At 68.9% G+C, this 17,254-nt stretch carries 19 protein-coding genes, 1 pseudogene and 1 riboswitch; of the genes and pseudogenes, 3 read left to right on the top strand and 17 right to left on the bottom strand.

The features are described from left to right. Positions 1 to 131 precede the first annotated feature (131 nt). On the top strand, positions 132 to 587 hold the full coding sequence (locus tag H9634_RS11245; protein WP_191726735.1) for a hypothetical protein: 456 nt from the start codon (positions 132 to 134) through the stop codon (positions 585 to 587). A gap of 179 nt (positions 588 to 766) precedes the next feature. Here the strand turns inward: H9634_RS11245 and H9634_RS11240 are convergent, their stop codons facing one another. From H9634_RS11240 to H9634_RS11205, 8 genes are all read right to left on the bottom strand, one after another. Continuing rightward, positions 767 to 1,381 carry an energy-coupling factor transporter transmembrane component T family protein gene (locus H9634_RS11240; RefSeq protein WP_191726734.1) on the bottom strand — a complete coding sequence of 205 codons (615 nt, stop codon included), beginning with the start codon at positions 1,379 to 1,381 and terminating at the stop codon, positions 767 to 769. Beyond that, complete coding sequence (locus H9634_RS11235; protein ID WP_225210860.1) at positions 1,378 to 2,208, bottom strand: energy-coupling factor ABC transporter ATP-binding protein; 831 nt, start codon at positions 2,206 to 2,208, stop codon at positions 1,378 to 1,380. Before H9634_RS11235 ends, H9634_RS11240 begins: the two co-directional genes overlap by 4 nt. Positions 2,209 to 2,212: 4 nt before the next feature. Next, the gene (locus H9634_RS11230) at positions 2,213 to 2,836 is read right to left on the bottom strand and encodes a biotin transporter BioY (protein ID WP_191726733.1); all 624 of its coding nucleotides are present in this window, start codon (positions 2,834 to 2,836) and stop codon (positions 2,213 to 2,215) included. 163 nt (positions 2,837 to 2,999) lie between these two features. Further along, positions 3,000 to 4,598 carry a glutamine-hydrolyzing GMP synthase gene (gene guaA / locus H9634_RS11225; RefSeq protein ID WP_191726732.1) on the bottom strand — a complete coding sequence of 533 codons (1,599 nt, stop codon included), beginning with the start codon at positions 4,596 to 4,598 and terminating at the stop codon, positions 3,000 to 3,002. 33 nt (positions 4,599 to 4,631) lie between these two features. Beyond that, entirely contained in the window at positions 4,632 to 5,102 is a 471-nt protein-coding gene (locus tag H9634_RS11220; RefSeq protein ID WP_191726731.1) for a DUF3817 domain-containing protein, read from the bottom strand. Further along, entirely contained in the window at positions 5,092 to 5,991 is a 900-nt protein-coding gene (locus H9634_RS11215; protein ID WP_191726730.1) for an SURF1 family protein, read from the bottom strand. Before H9634_RS11215 ends, H9634_RS11220 begins: the two co-directional genes overlap by 11 nt. Positions 5,992 to 6,024: 33 nt before the next feature. After that, a complete protein-coding gene (locus H9634_RS11210) occupies positions 6,025 to 7,161 on the bottom strand; it encodes a GuaB3 family IMP dehydrogenase-related protein (RefSeq protein WP_191726729.1) in 1,137 nt (378 codons plus the stop codon). Between the two features lie 83 nt (positions 7,162 to 7,244). Then, on the bottom strand, positions 7,245 to 7,799 hold the full coding sequence (locus tag H9634_RS11205; RefSeq protein WP_191726728.1) for a DinB family protein: 555 nt from the start codon (positions 7,797 to 7,799) through the stop codon (positions 7,245 to 7,247). Between the two features lie 61 nt (positions 7,800 to 7,860). On the opposite strand from H9634_RS11205, the gene H9634_RS11200 reads away from it, so the two are divergent. Next, positions 7,861 to 8,643, top strand: coding sequence for an aminoglycoside adenylyltransferase domain-containing protein (locus H9634_RS11200; protein WP_191726727.1), 783 nt, complete (start codon positions 7,861 to 7,863; stop codon positions 8,641 to 8,643). Positions 8,644 to 9,115: 472 nt separating this feature from the next. Here H9634_RS11200 and H9634_RS11195 read toward each other — a convergent pair whose 3' ends face one another. The 4 genes from H9634_RS11195 to H9634_RS11180 form a co-directional block, all read right to left on the bottom strand. After that, positions 9,116 to 9,598: a hypothetical protein gene (locus tag H9634_RS11195; protein WP_191726726.1), complete on the bottom strand. Its 483-nt coding sequence runs from the start codon at positions 9,596 to 9,598 to the stop codon at positions 9,116 to 9,118. Then, positions 9,595 to 10,104, bottom strand: a complete 510-nt coding sequence (locus H9634_RS11190) for a hypothetical protein (RefSeq protein ID WP_191726725.1) — start codon at positions 10,102 to 10,104, stop codon at positions 9,595 to 9,597. The genes H9634_RS11195 and H9634_RS11190 overlap by 4 nt, the downstream gene beginning before the upstream one ends. Before the next feature lie 92 nt (positions 10,105 to 10,196). After that, entirely contained in the window at positions 10,197 to 10,670 is a 474-nt protein-coding gene (locus tag H9634_RS11185) for a hypothetical protein (RefSeq protein WP_191726724.1), read from the bottom strand. A gap of 74 nt (positions 10,671 to 10,744) precedes the next feature. Beyond that, on the bottom strand, positions 10,745 to 11,656 hold the full coding sequence (locus H9634_RS11180) for a LysR family transcriptional regulator (RefSeq protein WP_191726723.1): 912 nt from the start codon (positions 11,654 to 11,656) through the stop codon (positions 10,745 to 10,747). 177 nt (positions 11,657 to 11,833) lie between these two features. On the opposite strand from H9634_RS11180, the gene H9634_RS11175 reads away from it, so the two are divergent. Then, the gene (locus tag H9634_RS11175) at positions 11,834 to 12,556 is read left to right on the top strand and encodes a LysE family translocator (RefSeq protein WP_191726722.1); all 723 of its coding nucleotides are present in this window, start codon (positions 11,834 to 11,836) and stop codon (positions 12,554 to 12,556) included. Between the two features lie 59 nt (positions 12,557 to 12,615). Here H9634_RS11175 and H9634_RS11170 read toward each other — a convergent pair. From H9634_RS11170 to thiM, 5 genes and pseudogenes are all read right to left on the bottom strand, one after another. Continuing rightward, positions 12,616 to 13,707 (bottom strand): annotated as a pseudogene (locus H9634_RS11170) (epimerase). Between the two features lie 13 nt (positions 13,708 to 13,720). Next, the gene (locus tag H9634_RS11165) at positions 13,721 to 14,476 is read right to left on the bottom strand and encodes a TenA family protein (protein WP_191726721.1); all 756 of its coding nucleotides are present in this window, start codon (positions 14,474 to 14,476) and stop codon (positions 13,721 to 13,723) included. A 59-nt stretch (positions 14,477 to 14,535) separates the two neighbouring features. Next, on the bottom strand, positions 14,536 to 15,492 hold the full coding sequence (gene thiD, locus H9634_RS11160; RefSeq protein WP_191726720.1) for a bifunctional hydroxymethylpyrimidine kinase/phosphomethylpyrimidine kinase: 957 nt from the start codon (positions 15,490 to 15,492) through the stop codon (positions 14,536 to 14,538). Between the two features lie 2 nt (positions 15,493 to 15,494). Next, a complete protein-coding gene (thiE, locus tag H9634_RS11155; RefSeq protein ID WP_191726719.1) occupies positions 15,495 to 16,256 on the bottom strand; it encodes a thiamine phosphate synthase in 762 nt (253 codons plus the stop codon). Beyond that, positions 16,253 to 17,116, bottom strand: coding sequence for a hydroxyethylthiazole kinase (gene thiM, locus H9634_RS11150; RefSeq protein ID WP_191726718.1), 864 nt, complete (start codon positions 17,114 to 17,116; stop codon positions 16,253 to 16,255). Before thiM ends, thiE begins: the two co-directional genes overlap by 4 nt. Next, positions 17,104 to 17,200: riboswitch (TPP riboswitch) on the bottom strand. (Overlaps the previous gene by 13 nt.) Positions 17,201 to 17,254 lie beyond the last annotated feature (54 nt).

Here is a 17,254-nt window from a genome sequence, read left to right as displayed (position 1 = left end):
CTGAAGACCTCGTCCAGGCGGCCTGAGCAGAGAAGGAAAACTCGTAGGGACTGTCCACATTCCTTGACACAGCCCAAAGAGATCCTTCGGAGGCTGGTGTTCTGCTCTCCGTGTTGGCAGCGGCAAGCGTCGTGGGAGCAATCCTGTATGGCGTTACAGACGTGCCTGGCACATACACTGCTCAAAGCTGGACGGCGATCGTCATCCTGCTGCTGGCGGTGGGGCTTTCAGCTTATGTCGACGCCCCTCCGCTGCTCATCGGACTGCTCTGTGCAGTGGGTATCGGACAGTCAGTCTGCATCGTGGCAAGGAATCTGTCCCTTCGAGAGCGGCTCCATCCTGATCTTCATGTCGTGGGATTCGCCCTGCTCTACTCCCTGAGCGGAGTTGGCTATGGAATCAGCGCTGGAATCTCTGCCGCAGCGTTGGTGTTCTTCTCGCCGCAAACGACGGTCATCATCGGTCTCGGGTTGTCGTCGCCACAGGCGGTGTCGTCGGTATCGTTCGCAGATTCAGATAAGAGTACTCACAAAGAAACCACCACAAGCTCACGATTGCAATCGCCCGGGCCAGTCACATCGCTGTGAGCTCGAGAATTCAAGAACTTCAAGCGGCAGATCTACAGACATACGCCAACACCGTGCTGGCAATTGACCAGCCGAGCCCGATCCTTCTTCCATAGCAATGACATCGGCATACACACCGCCCTCAACGCAGCCGTTGAGTTCCTGGCCGACAGCTTCCCCACCATCCCCGAGGCGGTGGTTCAGTCCCCGAGTCCGCGGGCGTCGAGTGCCCGGCCGGTGTCCTGAGCGAACTTCACCGCACCGAGCACCACGGGCACTGAGCGTGCCTGAATGCTGCGCTCCAACCCGCGGGCCCGCGCAGCATCTGCCGACTGTCCGACGAGCTGGGCCATGAACGGGATCGAGCGCACCGTCAGCGCAGCGGTCAGCGCAACCCGTTCGGCATCGACGCCGAGGAACCGCAGCGGACGCACGAGGACGGCGAAGGCCTCGAGCAGCTGGCTGATCGACGAGGTGAACATGAGCAGGCCGGCGGCCTGGACGCACACGATGAGCTTCGACACCATCACCAGCGCGTGGGCGGCATCGCTGAAGATGAGGTGGAAGGCGATGATGAGGGCGACGAAGATCCAGATCGCCCGCAGCGGGGAGAGGACCTGGCCCAGCCGCAGCCGCGAAGTCAGCCCGCAGGCGAGCAGGACTGCGAAGACACAGGCGTCGACGACCGGATTGCGCAGGGCGAGCACGACGATGCTGATCGCTGCGACTGCCCCGAGTTTGAGGAGCACCGGGGTGCGGTGCAGCCAGCCGCCGGTGGGCACATAGGTGCCGAAGAACCGCGACTGCCGTCTCATCGCTGCTCCTCGCCCGAGGCGGGCCTGCCGCCGGTGGTCCGGCGAGCTTGCGAGACGGTGGCGGCGATGAGCTGCCGGTAGGCGGCCACCGCCTCGGCTGGGGCGGTGTCGGCGACGATCCGGCCGTCATGGAGCACCAGGGTGCGTTCGGCATCACCGGCGAAGTCGAGGTCGTGGGTGGAGACGATGAGCTGGACGCCGCGGCGGGCGGCGAGATCGTCCAGCGTGGCGCGCAGCAGCTCCCGGTTGGCCAGATCGAGCAGCGTCGTCGGCTCATCGAGCACCAGCACCGTCGGGGAGACCGCAAGCACGCTGGCCAGGGCGACGAGCTGGCGCTGGCCGGAGGACAGTTCGTAGATGGAGCGTTCGGCCAGGTCCTCGACCCCGAACTCGGCGAGGGCTTCGAGGGCTGCCTGCCGGCGGGCGGTCGTGTCGCGCAGGCGGCGTTTGAGGGAGAGTTCGACGTCTTCGATCGGGGTCGGCATGACGAGCTGGGCGGCCGGATCGGAGAAGACGAATCCGACCTGCCGGCGGACTACCGCCCCGTCGTCGACGGTGTCGAGCTCACCTAAGCGCACACGCCCGCGGGTGGGTGCGGTGAGCCCGTTGATGAGCTGGAGGAATGTCGACTTGCCCGAGCCGTTGGCACCGATGACGCTGATGCGCTGCTCCCTCAGCGTCAGGGTGAGGTCGGTGAGCAGGGTGCGGGTGCGCAGCCGGCTGCTGGCAGGATCCATGTCCTCGACGGTGACGGCGACATCGTCGAACACGACGCCGGCCCGGGCCCTGTCCTTGGGCCCGGGTGCCGGGGTATGTCCGTCGGTCATCTGGTCAGCGCCTCACGAGGATGGTCGGGAAGGCGCGGTGGATGAGCAGGGCAAGCGAGGCGGCGACGATGTTCTTGACGACATCGCCGGGCCAGTACGGCAGGTCGGCGACGAACGCGGCCGAGAGCGGGATGCCGGCGTTGATCGAGATGCCGAGGATGCCCAGCGGGTGGGTGGTGAGGAAGCTGGCGATCAGCCCGCCGATGAACAGGGTGGCCCACAGTCTGCCGCCGGTCATCCGCTTGACCGCCCAGCCGGCGACGACACCGGCGAGCAGCGCGAAGAGCGGGAAGGCGATGAGGTAGCCGGCGGTCGGCCCGGCGAGCACGCCGAGACCGCCGGAGAAGCCGGCGAAGATCGGCAGTCCGATGAGCCCGAGCACCAGGTAGAGCAGGGTGGCGAGGAAGCCGCGCAGCGGGCCGAGTGTCAGCCCGGTCAGCCCGATGACGAGGGTCTGCAGGGTGATCGGCACACCGACGTTGCCGACCGGGATCGGCGGGGTCATCGCGAAGGCGGCGATGAGTGCGGCGAACACCGCGATGAGCGCGATGTCGGTCGATGTGAAGCGGCGCGCCGGTCGGCGGGTGCCGGCTGCCTCGGAGGCACCGGAAGCGGCAGGAGAGGTCATGGAGACTCCAGTCTGTTCTCAGTCAGGATGCAAACCAGAACACCATAGCTGAACACCGTTCAATTCTGTGCGGCGGGCACAGCCGAACGAGCCCTGCGCTGGCGCTCGCGCACACCAGCGAGTTGCTGGAGCCCACCGGCACCGGCCGTCCGGCCGGGCCGGCTCACTCCCACTCGATGGTGCCCGGCGGCTTCGAGGTGACGTCGAGGACGACGCGGTTGACCTCTTCGACCTCGTTGGTGATGCGGTTGGAGATCGTGGCGAGCAGCTCGTAGGGCAGGCGCGTCCAGTCCGCAGTCATCGCATCCTCGCTGGAGACCGGGCGCAGCACGATCGGGTGGCCGTAGGTGCGGCCATCGCCCTGCACACCGACGGAGCGGACGTCAGCCAGCAGCACGACCGGGCACTGCCAGATCTCGGCGTCGAGGCCGGCAGCGGTGAGTTCGGCGCGGACGATCGCATCGGCTTTCCGCAGCGTATCGAGGCGGTCCTTCGTCACCTCGCCGATGATGCGGATGCCCAGGCCGGGGCCGGGGAACGGCTGCCGGGAGACGATGACCTCGGGCAGACCGAGCTCGCGGCCGATGGCGCGGACCTCATCCTTGAACAGGGCGCGCAGCGGTTCGACGAGCTTGAACTGCAGGTCCTCGGGCAGGCCGCCGACGTTGTGGTGGCTCTTGATGTTGGCAGTGCCCGATCCGCCGCCGGATTCGACGACGTCGGGGTACAGGGTGCCCTGGACGAGGAACTCAATCTCCTCACCGGATCCGTCGGCGGCGGTCTCGCGGGCTTCGAGGACGAGGTCGGCGGCAGCGCTTTCGAAGGTGCGGATGAACTCGTGGCCGATGGCCTTGCGCTTGTCCTCCGGGTCGGTGATGCCGGCGAGCTGGCCGAGGAACTGCTCGGAGGCGTCGATGGTCACTAGGCGGATGCCGGTGGCGTCGACGTAGTCGTTCTCGACCTGGGTGCGCTCATCCTGGCGCAGCAGTCCGTGGTCGACGAAGACACAGGTGAGCTGGTCGCCGACGGCCTTGTGCACCAGGGCCGCGGCGACTGCCGAGTCGACGCCGCCGGACAGGCCGCAGATGACCTTCTTGTCCCCGACCTGCTGGCGGATCAGCTCGACCTGCTCGTCGATGACGCTGGCCGGTGACCAGTCGGAACTCAAGCCTGCGACGCGGTACAGGAAGTTGCGCAGCACCTCCTGGCCGAATGCGGAGTGCATGACCTCCGGGTGCCACTGCACGCCGGCGAAGCGGCGCTCGAGGTTCTCGAACGCAGCGATCGGGGCGCCGGCGGTCGAGGCCAGCACGGTGAAGCCGTCTGGGGCTTCGGTGACGGAGTCGCCGTGGCTCATCCACACGGTCTGGGTCTCCGGCTGCCCGGCCAGCAGGGTGCCGGGTTCGGTCACGGTCAGCTGGGTGGAGCCGTATTCGCGGCGGTCGGTCTTGGCGACCGTGCCGCCGAGCGAGGTCGTCATGATCTGGAAGCCGTAGCAGATCCCGAAGATCGGCACCCCGAGGTCGAAGACCTCGGTGTCGAGTGCGGGCACTCCCTCACCGTAGACCGAGGACGGCCCACCGGAGAGCACGATCGCCACAGGCTTGCGTGCGGCGAACTCCGCGGCCTTGGCGGTGTGCGGGATGACCTCGGAGTACATGCCGGCTTCGCGGACGCGGCGGGCGATGAGCTGGGCGTACTGGGCGCCGAAATCGACGACGAGAACGGGTGGCACCTGCGTGGCGGTGGGAGTCTGGGTCATGTGCTCAATCCTATGTGCTTGACGGGTGCGGGATCAGCCCTCGACAGGGGCGACGACGACGGCGGCGTCGAGTTCGTCCTGGACGCGGTGGTGGACGCGGCGCTCGAGGATGAAGGACATGACCGGTACGACGCCGGCCAGCGCCATGACCAGCAGCCGGCTGAGCTTCCAGCGCATCGTCTGGTTCAGCCACAGGCAGGAGATGAGGTAGACGACGTAGCACCAGCCGTGGCTGATCGCGATCGCGGCGGCGAGGTTGAAGTTTCCGATCATCAGCGCCTGGGAGACGTCGCCGTTCATGATGAGCCCGACGATGATGTACTTGTAGACCATCTCGACGGTGAGGATGAGCAGCAGGATGCCGGTGATGATCGCCATGACCCGGTAGAAGCGCGAGGCGTTGAGCGCTGAGGTGTAGCGGCTGTAGAGCCAGACGTTGTCATCGGACAGGTCGGGCCGGGCGTCGTCGGGGTGCTGGCGGGCATCATGGGGGTCAGTGACCATCGGTGTCCTTCATCGGGTGCTGCTGAGGCGGAGCGGCCTGGCCGGTTCCCTTGGCTCCGGCGGGCTTGACGACCACATAGTCTACTGTCTTCCCCGCCGCCGCGCGCTGCTGGGCGAGGTGGGCGTCGCGCAGCAGCCGCCACCAGATGTAGAAGGCGAAACCGGCGAAGAACAGCCATTCGAGGGCGTAGACGCCGGACTGCAGGTCGAAGCCGCCGGATTCGTCGGCGCTCAGGTGCACGCGGGTGAGGCCGTCGACCGCTGCCGAGGCGCCGGGCCCGGTGTCCTGTTCGGGGAACAGATAGCCGGAGTAGGTGTATATGTCGAAGAGGTTGACCAGCTGGGAGGTCGACACGGTGCGCACCTGCCCGGGCGGCAGTCCCTTGGTCGATTCCGGTCCTTCGATCGGGCCGAGCCGGGCGGTCATCTCCACCGGGCCGTCATGGGCGCGCGAGCTCATCGCCGCCTCTTCGCTCTCCACCCAGCCGCGCACCACCGGGATGGCGATCGGGCGGGTCTCATCCGCCTCGGCGGCGGCCGGCAGTTCTGCGGCCTCACCGAATCGGGCATCGTCGGGGACGAACATCGTCACCACCCAGAAGCCCTCCGTGCCGTCGTGGTAGCGGCCGGTGACCGCGACCTGCGCATCGGGCAGGTAGTGGCCGGTGAGCGTCACCCGCTGATCAGCCACCAGGCCCGGCTGCGGGACCTGGGCTGCGACGACGTCGTTGAAGTCCTTGACGGTTTCGATGTCCTGGGAGCTCAGCGCGTCGTTCTTGTGCTGGGCACGGTTGAGCTGCCAGTACGACAGCCCGACGAAGGCGGTGGCGAGCAGCAGGACGAGGGCGAGGAAGCCCATCCAGCGCGGGGTGAAGGCGAGTCGGAGCATGCGGATCGAACGGCCCGGCGGCAGACCGGCGGCTCAGAAACCGGCGTTCTGCGGCTGGTACGGGGAGACGACGACGTTGACGCGCTGGAACTCCTTGAGGTCCAGGTAGCCGGTCGTCGCCATCGCCCGGCGCAGCGCTCCGGCGAGGTTGACCTCGCCGATCGCGGTGTGGCCGGGGCCGAAGAGCAGCTGTTCGAGCGGGGCGACGGTGCCGATGTCGACGCGGCGTCCGCGCGGCAGCTGGCTGTGGTGGGCTTCAGCACCCCAGTGGCAGCCCTTGCCCGGAGCCTCTTCGGCACGGGCGAGGGCGGAGCCGAGCATGACGGCGTCGGCGCCCATCGCGAAGGCCTTGATGATGTCGCCGGAGGTGCCGAGTCCGCCGTCGGCGATGACGTGGACGTAGCGGCCGCCGGATTCGTCCATGTAGTCCCGGCGGGCGGCGTGCACATCTGCCAGCGCGGTGGCCATCGGAGCGTGGATGCCCAAAGTCCGGCGGGTGGTCGCGGCTGCTCCCCCGCCGAAACCGACGAGCACACCAGCAGCACCGGTGCGCATGAGATGCAGGGAAGCGGTGTAGGTGGCAGCGCCGCCGACGATGACGGGCACGTCGAGTTCGTAGATGAAGCGCTTGAGGTTGAGCGGCTCGGCATTCGAGGACACGTGCTCGGCCGAAACGGTGGTGCCGCGGATGACGAACAGGTCGACGCCGGCGTCGACGACGGTGCGCCAGTACTCCTGCGTGCGCTGCGGGGTCAGGGCGCCGGCGACGGTGACGCCGGCTTCGCGGATCTCGGCGAGCCGGGCGGTGATGAGCTCTTCCTTGATCGGCTCGGCGTAGATCTGCTGCATCCGCTCAGTGGCCTGTTCAGCCGGCAGCGTGGCGATCTCATCGAGGTAGGGCTGCGGGTCCTCGTACCGGGTCCACACGCCTTCGAGGTCGAGGACGCCGAGCCCACCGAGCTTGCCGAGCGCGATGGCCGTGGCCGGGGAGGCGACAGAGTCCATCGGGGCGGAGATGAACGGGATGTCGAAGTGATAGGCGTCGATCTGCCATTCGAGGGAGACGTCCTGCGGGTCGCGGGTGCGCCTGGCCGGGATGATCGCGATGTCATCCAGGGAGAAGGCCCGCAGGCCGCGCTTGCCTTTGCCGATTTCGATTTCGCTGCTCACGCCTCCAGGGTATCGCAGGCCCCGGCCATCGCTCTCACCGCCTGCTCAGCCAGCGAGCAGAACTCTCGTTTCCGGTTGGCGGCTCAGTCGCCGGTGGACCCGTCGAGGTGTTCGCGGATGAGGTCAGCGTGGCCGAGGTGACGGTTGTACTCCTCGATCACGTGCACGAGCACCCAGCGCATGTTCCACGGTTCGCCCTCGCCTGCCGGCTTGGCGACCGGCACGGACAGGTCGCCCAGTCCTGCGGTGATCTCACGCGAACGGGCGACGGTCTCCTCGAACAGGGCCCGCGCCTCGGCGGTGGGGATGTCGGCGGCAAGGTCCCAGTCCCAGTCGTCGTTGTCCTCCCAGGGTGCGGTGGCCCAGGGCTCGCTGGGTGCGCGGCCGGCGACGCGGAAACCGAACCAGTAGTCCTCGACGAAGGCCATGTGGGTGAGTATCCCAGCCAGGGTCATCGTCGACGGTGCCAGTGCGGTGCGCAGCTGCGCGTCGGACAGTCCTTCGGTCTTGCGCAGCAGCACGCTGCGGGCGGAGTCGATGAAGCCGGTGAGGACCTCGAGTTCGGTGCCGCTGTTCGGCGGTTCGTGGACGGGGGTGCTCGGTTCAGGGGTCGGCGTCGTTGCCGAGGTGTTTTCCATGTCCGTCAGCTTATCCGAGGAATCGCGGTCATCGGCTGCCGCTGCCCACTACCGTTGGGGCATGGACTGTGTGCCCGCTGCTGCGCTCGACCACCTCGATGCCGCCGATCCCGGTGGGGTGCTCGGCGTGTACCTATACGGTTCGGCGGCCAGCACCGGCCTGCGACCCGGCAGCGACATCGACCTCCTCGTCATCACAGCGCGCTCCCTCACCGCGTCCGAACGCCGCGACCTCGTCGCGGTGCTGCTGGAGACGTCCGGCTGGTCCGGGCATGCTGGGTCCTTTCCCGAGGCGGCGGCTCGCCGGCCGGTGGAGCTGACAAGCATCGTCCGCCCGGAGACAGACTCCTGGGCGAGCGCACCGGTCATCGACTTCCAGTACGGCGAATGGCTGCGCGCCGAAATCGCCGACGGCCTGCTCCCCGCGCCCACGCCGGATGCGGATCTCATCATCCTCGCCGCGACGGCAGCCGCCCATCACCGAGTGCTGCGCGGGCGCCCGCTTGCTGAGCTGCTGCCGCCGGTGCCCGATGGACTGCTGCGCCGCACCGCCGCCGACCTCGCACCGGCCGTGGCAGCTGCGGCCGCTGGGGATGAGCGCAATGCGCTGCTGACCCTGGCCCGCATCGTCATCACCGCCGAGACCGGTCGGATCGTGTCGAAGGACGCCGCTGCCGAGGCGGTGGGCGCGCTCCTGCCCGACCACCAGCGCAGGCTGCTGGCACGGGCACGGGAGGAATACCTCGGGCACGGGGTGCCAGGCTGGAGCTGGGCCGAGGCAACCGGTGAAGTCGCCGCGCTGGTGAGTGCTCTCGTTGGCCGGGCCCGCGGTACGGTGGCGTGAGCTGGCGGAAGCCAGTGCGCGTGCTCAGCGCGGCGCCTGCCAATGACGAGCTGCAGGATCGAGGAGACGGCCAGAGAGACGGCTGCGGCGAGGACGAGCAGCAGACCCCATGACGGCTCAGCTTGGACCGGACCGTGGGGCACGAGCTCGCCGTCGATGATGTGGTCGTACATGATGTGCGGCCATTCGGCGGTGACGACGCCGACGGCGCCGGTGAACAGGCAGGCACTGCCGGCCAGGCCGATCCATCCCCACACGCGCGGGTGCCAGCCGGTGAGCGACTGGATGGCCATGAGCACGCTGATGACCGCACCCGGCCGGAGGAACCATGTGGCCATCGAACGATCAGAGGCCTGGAGGACGTTGGAGTTGAGCATGGCGAAACCAGGTTCGGCTGACTCGTAGACCGGGAAGCCGATGGTGAGGCCGAGCAGCAGGGGTGCGGCGATCGCGCACAGGCGGGCGTTCTCCCTCATGCCGGATCCGGGTTCGCAGCGGCAGGTGGTGCCTGCCGGGCAGCGAGCAGCTGCAGGGTCGCGGCGTGGGCGAGCACTCCGGCGGCGCACACGATGAGCAGCAGGCCGAGCCAGGGTTCGGGGACTTCCATGCCGCCGGTCGGCCGGCCCTGATCGTCGACACCGTCCCACATGAGCGAGGGCCGGTTGTCCCCGGTGAAGGCACCGAATGCCCCGAGTGTCAGGAAGAGCGCGCCGATGTAGCCGATCCACGCCCAGATGCCGGGCCGCCAGCCGGCGAAGGACTGGATGACCACGAGCACGACGATGAGTATGCCAGGTGCGAGAAGCGCGGCCAGCGGTGAGAGACCGATGGCGGTGACGACGTTGACGGCGAGGTCGTCGTAGTGCGCGTCCTCGACGCGCAGCACGGGCACTGGGATCGTGGCTGCCAGCAGCACGAGCGCGGTGATGGAGAGCACACGTGAGGCGATGATCATGATGCAGACTCCTCCCCTGCCGGTGCCGGGTCAGCCCGCCGGGCCTGGGCGCGCCTGCTGCGGTGGGCCGCCACCAGCTGCAGGATCGAGGCGAGCGCCAGGATCAGCGTTGCTGCTGCGATGAGTGCCGTGCCCCACCAAGGTTCGGGCAGGATCATCCCGCCGGTGGGCATCCCGTCAGCGGTGACGCCGTCCCAGAGGATGCCGAACATCCACAGGTTCGACAGCACCGAAACCGCCCCGGCGGCAATGCAGACGCAGCCGGCGAGCCCGATCCAGCCGCCCGCCCGCGGCAGCATGCCGGTGAAAGCGCAGAAGCACAGGACCACTGCGGCGAGGACGCCGAGGAAGATCAGCGGTGAGAGCTCACCGGCTGTCGCTGCGGAGATGAGGCCGATGTCATCGGAGCTGAATCTGCGGTCGGTGAAGCGCAACACCGGCACCCAGAAGGCCGCAGCGAACAGTGCGACCGTCACGGCGGTCAGGACGCGGGTTGTCGTTCTCATATCTCCAGCCTCTGATGACTCAGCGTGCCGGTGGTGACGCCGCTGTGCCGGTTCCGACACAGGCGCAGGCGGGCACCGCCTCGGTCGCGCGGTCACGGCCCGTGGCGCTGCTCAGGCGCGCGGTAGCGATGCTCTTCGATCTGCACAATGCCAGCGGCAACAAGAGCGAAACCGGCCGCTGCGGCAAACGCCAGCCCCCACCAGAGCTCAGGCTGCTCGGTGCCGCCGATGGGCTCCCCGTTGGGCGCGATGCCGTCCCACATGATGACGTGGTCGCGCCGCACGCGGATCGTTTCGCCGATGCCGAGGAGCTGGAAGGCGCCCGCGGCGAGACCGAATGCCCCGGCCTCCCGGGTGTGCGCACCGGAGAGCGCAGCGACGATGACGACGGCGGCCATGAAGAAGACCGGCACGGCCAGCAGCGGCAGAGCCGGGGCCTCACCGGTGGCGATGAAGATGTCGTGGCGGGCGAAGTCCCGGTTCGCATAGCGCAGCACCGGCATCGTCAGCGAGCCGGCGAGGCAGGCGATCGCGGTGACGGCGAGCAGGCAGGTGGTCAGTCTCATGCCTCCAGCGTGGCCGCCGTCTGCGTCACCGCGGTGACGTCGGTGTCACCGTCCTGGCACACGGCGGCGTTCTGTCAGACGAGTCCGAAGCCCTCGGCCTGGGCGATGATCTCATCGGCGGTGAAGCTGATGTGCGGCAGGTGGGCGGACTGCTCGACGACGTGCATGCACACCCGCCGGGAGGGCACCGGGTGGGTCAGCGCCACACTCGTAAGCCCAGCCGGCAGGCTGAGCACGGCCAGAGCCGGAAGCAGGGTGATGCCGTGGCCGGCGGCAACGAGGGCCAGCGCTGCGTAGTGGCCTTCGGAGCGGGCGATGACCCGCGGGGCGATCCCAGCGGCGGCACACGCGTGCCGGATCGCGCTCATTCCGGCGGTGGCGCGGGATTCGGCGTCGATCCAGCGCTCCTCGGAGATCTCGGCAAGCGGCACTTCGCCGGCGTCTGCGAGGCGGTGGCTGGTGGGCACGACGAGGTGGAACTCGTCGTCGAACAGCGGTGTGCGGATGGTGCCGGGCAGCTCGGTGGCGGTGGCGAAGCCGGCCTCGCTGCGGATCTCGATGTCCGGCAGCCGCGGGGAGGGGGCGGAGTCGCGCTCATTGTCGAGGATCTCGAAGCGGATCGTCGGGAAGGTCCGCACGACGGAGTCGACGACCGGTGGCAGCAGGGTCTCGTGGAAGGAGGTGAACCCGGAGAACACGATGCGCGGATCCGGTGACGACGTCATGTCATCGACGGTGCCGTCGAGCCGGCGGACCTGGTCGAGGATCTTGGCCGCCTCCTCGGCAAGTTTGCGGCCGGCCTCGGTGATCTCGATGCCGCGCCCGGCCCGCCGGTAGAGCTCCAGGCCGGTCGACTGCTGGAGGGTGGCGATGTGCTGGCTGATCGTCGCCGGCCGGTAGCCGAGGTTGGCGGCGGCCTCGACGACGGATCCGGCGGTGACGACGGCCCGCCAGATGCGGAGCCGGTTGAGGTCCCAGGAGCGCATGCGCACAGCCTAACCGACATGTAGGCAAAACCGAATGGTTATCAGCGTTTCTCTGCTTGTGCCTGATGATTGCGGGTTCCACAATGTTCCTGTCGGCACTGCATGTAGGAGTGCATGGCCGGCGCTCACAAAGGATGCAGTCCCCGTTGTTCAGAGGAGGTTCTCGTAACTCTCACCGTGTTCGGCGCGCTCTTCGCCGCCTCGGTCGGCATCTCCGTGACGCCAGGTCCCGAGACCATGCTCGTCCTCCGCTACGGCGCCCTGCGCCGGCGGGCGGGCCTCTTCTGCACAACGGGGACTGCGCTTGGGGCACTCGTGTGGGCAGTGCTGGCGATCACCGGCGTCGCCGCGATCATGCAGCGCGAACCCGCCCTGCTCGCTGCGGTCAAGACCGTCGGCGGAATCTACCTGCTGTTCCTCGGCGCGAAGGCCGCCTACCCGCTGCTGCGCAGCTGGTGGGCCACCCGCCGAGCCCGCAGCCGCGGCGGCATGCTCACCGCAGCCACCGCCTCGGGCGCGGCCGCCGGTGCGGGAATCGGGGCACCGGCGGGGACCGCTTCGACCGGCGCGCTCGATCTGGGAGAGGTCAACGCCTCCCTGCGCACCCCTTCAGCACTGTCGAGCTTCACCACCGGCCTGTTCACCGCGCTGACGAACCCGAAGTCCGGGCTGTTCTTCCTCGCGGTGCTGCCGACGTTCATCCCGGCTGATCCGGCGCTGCTCGACTATGCGATCGTCGTCGGCACGATCGTCGGCTGCCTGGGTCTCTACGCTGCCGGTCTCGTGCTCGTCGCCGACCGGGTCTCAACACTGCTACGCACCCCGCGGGCCGATATGGTCCTCGACATCGTCTCAGCCAGCGTGCTCAGCATCCTCGGCGTGCTCATCCTCGCCCTCTGAGCCGGGCACTCCCCTGGCGCTGCCCCGGCCTGACACCTTCCCTCGCCCGGCCGGCGCGGTCAGCCGTTGACGGCGTCGTCGACGGCGGAGTCCAGGTCCGGGTAGGCGAACTCGTAGCCGGCGGCGAGCAGCCGTTCGGGCAGCACCCAGCGGCTCTTGAGCACGAGTTCGGTCTCAGTGCGCATCGCGATCGCGCCGATCTCGAGCATCCAGCGCGCCACCGGCAGGCCGACCGGCATCCCGCAGGCCCGCCGGAGTGCTGCCATGAAGCCGCGGTTGTCCGAGGGATTCGGGGCGGCGGCGTTGATGGGACCGTCGAGCTCGGGATGGTCTTCGAGGAAGTCGATGATGCCGGCGACGTCGTCGAGGTGGATCCAGCTGAACCGCTGCCGGGCACCGGGTGTGCCGTAGGTGTGGGCGGTGCCGGCGCGCCGGCGGCCGGGCGTCGCCGGCCAGCGGCCGTCGTACTGGGCGCCGCCGAGGCCGATGCGGGCTAAGTTGATGAGCGGGCCGAGTGCGCCGTTGCGGTTGCCGGCCCCTAAGCTGCGGCCGGCTCCTGAGCTGCCGGCGGTCCCGGAGCTGCTGGCAGCCTCGGACGTGTCGCGTCCGAGCACGATCGCGGTGCGCAGGGCGACCCGGCGGGTGGCCGGCAGGTCGGCGGCGAAGAGTGCGCGCTCCCAGGCTCGGGCGACGTCGACGGAGAAGCCCTCACCGATCTCGCCGCCGGATTCGGTCATCGGCCGGTCATCGGCGTGACGATAGATCGTTGCGGTCGAGGCGTTGATCCACAGCGGCGGCGGATTCTGTGCGGCTGCGATCGCATCGGACAGGGCCGTGGTGGTCGCCAGCCGTGAGGTGAAGATCTCCTAACGGTTCTTCGCCGTGTAGCGGCAGCCGACGCTCTTGCCGGCCAGCCCGATGACGAGCCCGGCACCGTCGACAGCGGCGGCAATCCCGTCCGTGTCATCCCAGGTGAGGTCGGCTGCTGACCGGGAGATCGTGACGACCTCCCGGCCTCGGGCCCGATACCTCTCGACGAGGTGGCGGCCGATGAAGCCGCTGGATCCGCCGATCACGACCCGCCCCAGGCCGGCCGCACCAGCGCTGTCCTGGGAGGTGCTGGCTGGGCTGGTCTCGGGGGTGTCGCTCATCGCCGTCATCCGCTCAGGATAGCGCGGCCTCGACTGCCGGTTCGCCGAGTGCGGCGACGTCCCAGGACTGGAAGATGTGCGCAGACGCCCAGAAGTGCAGTTCGTACACGGTGGCCTGCGCGAATGCCGCCATCATGGCCTGCCGGGTGGGCGCATCGGCTGCGGCCATCTCGCGTTCGAGGATCGCAACGGCACCGTCGACCGATTCGTCGAATTCGGCGCTGTCGTAGGTTTCGATCCAGGCACGGTACGGGTGGGAGTCCATTGCCTCGCCGACGCGTTCGGTGAGCACCTTGCCCATGTGGGCGTAGACCCAGAAGCACGGCAGCACTGCGGCCACACCGACCGGGTAGGCAGCGGTTGCGGCCTGGGCGATGAGGTAGGAGGTGTAGCCCAGGGTCGTCGGCGAGGGCTGCGGCTGGCCGTCGGGGTCGGTCAGCTGGCGGCGGGCCGGGGCGAACCGCTCCTCGGCCAGCAGTGCGCCGTGCATGTCCTCTTCGACAGTGACGGCCTCGCCTGCCGCGAGGGCCCAGAACCGGGTGTCCTCGCGGTGCGGGGCGCGTACGCCGAGCTGGCTCATGGCGCGGGCGTAGCCGTTGAGGTAGAGCTCGTCCTGCAGGATGTAGTTGACGAAGGTCTGCACCGGCAGTTCGCCGGTGGCCAGGGCGTCGAGGAAGGGCAGGTTCTCGATCTCATCGAGGGTGCCGGCGACGGAGTCCCAGATCGCCTGGGTGTGCTCGCCTGCGACGAAGCGGTTGCGGTCGGTCATGGAAGTCCTTTCCTACGGTGCCCGCGCGCGGCGGGCGCTCATCTTCGAGGTGGGTGGGTTCAGCGGGTGACGGTGAGGTCGACGAGGTGGTCGACCGGCCCGTGGGCGCCTTCGGGGTTGAGGCTCAGCTGCCAGTCGGCCGCCGAGGCCAGCGCACGGGCGAGGTAGTCCAGTGACCGTTCGACGGCTGCAGTGATGGTCTCCGAGGTGGTGATCTCCGTTCCCGAGGCGGTGGTCTCCGCTCCCGAGGCGGTGGTCTCCGCTCCCGAGGCGGTGGTGTCCGCTGCCGAGGCCATGCTCGCCTGCCCGTGGCGGGCGGCGGCCATCTCGGCGGTGATCGTCGCCGACAGGGTGCAGCCGGTGCCGTGGGTGTTCGGGGTGCGGATGCGGGTGTGGGTGAACTCGGCGGTGGTGCCGTCGGCCAGGGCGAGGACGTCGACGACCTCGTCGTCGGCACCGTGGCCGCCTTTGAGCAGCACGCCGTTCGCGCCGCGGTCGATGAGCCGGCCGGCCTGGTCGCGCATCTGCTCGATGCTTGCGGCTTCGGGTTCCGTGTCGCTGAGCAGCAGTGCGGCCTCGGGCAGGTTCGGGGTGATGAGGTCCGCACGCGGCATGAGCTGGCTGCGGACCGAATCGACGGCGTCGTCATCGAGCAGCCGGTGCCCGGAGGTGGCGACCATGACGGGGTCGACGACGAAGTAGCCGAGGTCCTTCTCATCGGCACTCCGGCAGACGAGTTCGACGAGGCTGCGGGTTGCGAGCATCCCGGTCTTCGTCGCATCGACGGGCATGTCGTCGAGCACGCTGGCCAGCTGGGAGGAAACGAGGGCATCGTCGATGCCGTAGACCTCGCTGACGCCGTGGGTGTTCTGCGCCACTAGCGCGGTGATCGCGGTGGTGCCGTAGACGCCGCGGGCACAGAAGGCCTTGAGGTCGGCGTGGATGCCGGCGCCGCCGGACGGGTCGGTGCCGGCGATGGACAGGGCGATCGGCGGGCGGGATGCGGGTGCGGTCATTTTCAGCGTCCTCCGTCTGCGGTGTGGGAGCCGGTGTCGCCGGCCGTCTCAGTCCGGTCCTCGGTGCCGGGTGTCTGGCCGGTGAGGAACGCGGCCTTGATCGCAGCAGCGGCCGCCCGCGGGTCGGCGGCTGTGCAGATGGCTGAGACGACGCAGATGCCGGCGACTCCGGTGCCGTGCATCTTGGCAGCACCGGCCAGGTCGATGCCGCCGATGCCGAAGACCGGCAGACCGGCCTCGCCGGCCAGCGCGCGGATCTTGCCGGGTCCGAGGACATCGCGGGCGTTCCTCTTCGTCGTCGTCGGAAACGCCAGGCCCACGCCGAGCAGGTCGACCGAGCCGGCCTCGCGGGCGGCGGCGAACTCATCGGGGGTGGTGGCCGAGAGCCCGAGCAGGGCTTCCTGGCCGATGTGCTGGCGGACTTCGGCAAACGGCATGTCGTCCTGGCCGACGTGCAGGTGCACGAGGTGGCCCTCCCTGTTGAGCTGTTCGACCACGGCGACGCGGTCGTTGACGAACACCGGCACCGGCCGGGTGATCTTCGCATCGCCGAGCACCTCGTCGACGGCCCGCAGCACGTCGCACGTGAGGTCGTACATGGCGTCGTCGGTGATGTCCTTGTCACGGATCTGGACCATGCCCGCTCCGCCGGCCACCGCCTCGGCGACGGTGTCGGCCACTGAGCGGCCAGCCGCAGCACACTGTGCGGAGTCGGTGATGAAGTACAGGGCGGTGTCGATGCCGGCGAGGCGATCGTGGCTCATTCGGTGACCTCCACGGTGTCGTAGCTGACGCCGACTGCGGCGATGTCAGCAGCGGTGACGGAATGCAGGGCGTCGAGGAACTCGACGGCGAAGCTGCCGGGCCCGCGGCTCGTGCCGGCCGCACGCGTGCCGGCGGCCGCATAGTGAGCGTGGGCGGCGACGACAGCGGCGAACGGGTCGGCCGGCAGGGCGCCGAGGTAGGCGGCGACGACACCGCCGAGCGAGCAGCCGGTGCCCACGACCAGCGGCATGTAGTCCGAACCGCCCGAGACCCGGGCGATGCACACCTGCTCCCCGGCGTGGACGATCGCGTCGACCTCTCCGGAGACGGCGACGACGGAGCCGAGTGCGTGGGAGAGCTGGATCGCAGCCTCCAGCACGGCCTCGACCTCGTCGGTGGAGTCGACGCCGCGGGCGCCGGCACCGGTGCCGGCCAGGGCTGCGATCTCAGAGGCGTTGCCGCGGATGGCGGTCGGCTGCCAGGTCAGGGCCTGCTTGATGCGGGTGGTGCGGTAGTCGATGACGCCGTAGGACACGGGATCGAGCACCCACGGGGTGCCGGTCTCACGGGCGGCGGTGATGGCGGCATCGGCGGCGAGGAAGTTGTGGGAGCTGGCGGTGCCGAAGTTGATGAGCAGGCCGTCGGAGATGCGGGCGAACTGGGCGGCGTCGGCTTCGTGGTTGATCATCGCCGGTGAGGCGCCGATCGCCAGCAGCGCATTGGCGCTCAGCGGCTGCACGACGGTGTTCGTGATGCACTGGACGAGCGGATTCGACTCCCGCACTGCGGTCACCGCCGCTGCGAGATCGGGTATCGAGGCCGCCGTCTGTGCGGCGGCAGATGGGTGCTGCTGTGTCATGACAATCCCTTCGCCAGCATGATCCAGATCAGGTTCGATGGGTGTGTTCTCAGCCCGGCCCGCCGGGCACCCCATGTCTGTCCGCCACTCTAACAGTCCTGGCCGATGACGCCACTGTGCGCCGGCATGTGACGAGGC

This window comes from Brevibacterium gallinarum (assembly GCF_014836885.1).
Lineage (GTDB): Bacteria > Actinomycetota > Actinomycetes > Actinomycetales > Brevibacteriaceae > Brevibacterium > Brevibacterium gallinarum.
The sequence above is the reverse complement of the archived record's forward strand: the minus strand, read 5'-3'. Positions and strand labels throughout refer to the sequence as shown.

Coding starts and splice junctions, on each gene's coding strand:
- H9634_RS11240 (WP_191726734.1), bottom strand. CDS start 1,381: ATGAGACGGCAGTCGCGGTTCTTCGGCACCTATGTGCCCACCGGCGGC.
- H9634_RS11235 (WP_225210860.1), bottom strand. CDS start 2,208: ATGACCGACGGACATACCCCGGCACCCGGGCCCAAGGACAGGGCCCGG.
- H9634_RS11230 (WP_191726733.1), bottom strand. CDS start 2,836: ATGACCTCTCCTGCCGCTTCCGGTGCCTCCGAGGCAGCCGGCACCCGC.
- guaA (WP_191726732.1), bottom strand. CDS start 4,598: ATGACCCAGACTCCCACCGCCACGCAGGTGCCACCCGTTCTCGTCGTC.
- H9634_RS11220 (WP_191726731.1), bottom strand. CDS start 5,102: ATGGTCACTGACCCCCATGATGCCCGCCAGCACCCCGACGACGCCCGG.
- H9634_RS11215 (WP_191726730.1), bottom strand. CDS start 5,991: ATGCTCCGACTCGCCTTCACCCCGCGCTGGATGGGCTTCCTCGCCCTC.
- H9634_RS11205 (WP_191726728.1), bottom strand. CDS start 7,799: ATGGAAAACACCTCGGCAACGACGCCGACCCCTGAACCGAGCACCCCC.
- H9634_RS11200 (WP_191726727.1), top strand. CDS start 7,861: ATGGACTGTGTGCCCGCTGCTGCGCTCGACCACCTCGATGCCGCCGAT.
- H9634_RS11195 (WP_191726726.1), bottom strand. CDS start 9,598: ATGATCATCGCCTCACGTGTGCTCTCCATCACCGCGCTCGTGCTGCTG.
- H9634_RS11190 (WP_191726725.1), bottom strand. CDS start 10,104: ATGAGAACGACAACCCGCGTCCTGACCGCCGTGACGGTCGCACTGTTC.
- H9634_RS11185 (WP_191726724.1), bottom strand. CDS start 10,670: ATGAGACTGACCACCTGCCTGCTCGCCGTCACCGCGATCGCCTGCCTC.
- H9634_RS11180 (WP_191726723.1), bottom strand. CDS start 11,656: ATGCGCTCCTGGGACCTCAACCGGCTCCGCATCTGGCGGGCCGTCGTC.
- H9634_RS11165 (WP_191726721.1), bottom strand. CDS start 14,476: ATGACCGACCGCAACCGCTTCGTCGCAGGCGAGCACACCCAGGCGATC.
- thiD (WP_191726720.1), bottom strand. CDS start 15,492: ATGACCGCACCCGCATCCCGCCCGCCGATCGCCCTGTCCATCGCCGGC.
- thiE (WP_191726719.1), bottom strand. CDS start 16,256: ATGAGCCACGATCGCCTCGCCGGCATCGACACCGCCCTGTACTTCATC.
- thiM (WP_191726718.1), bottom strand. CDS start 17,116: ATGACACAGCAGCACCCATCTGCCGCCGCACAGACGGCGGCCTCGATA.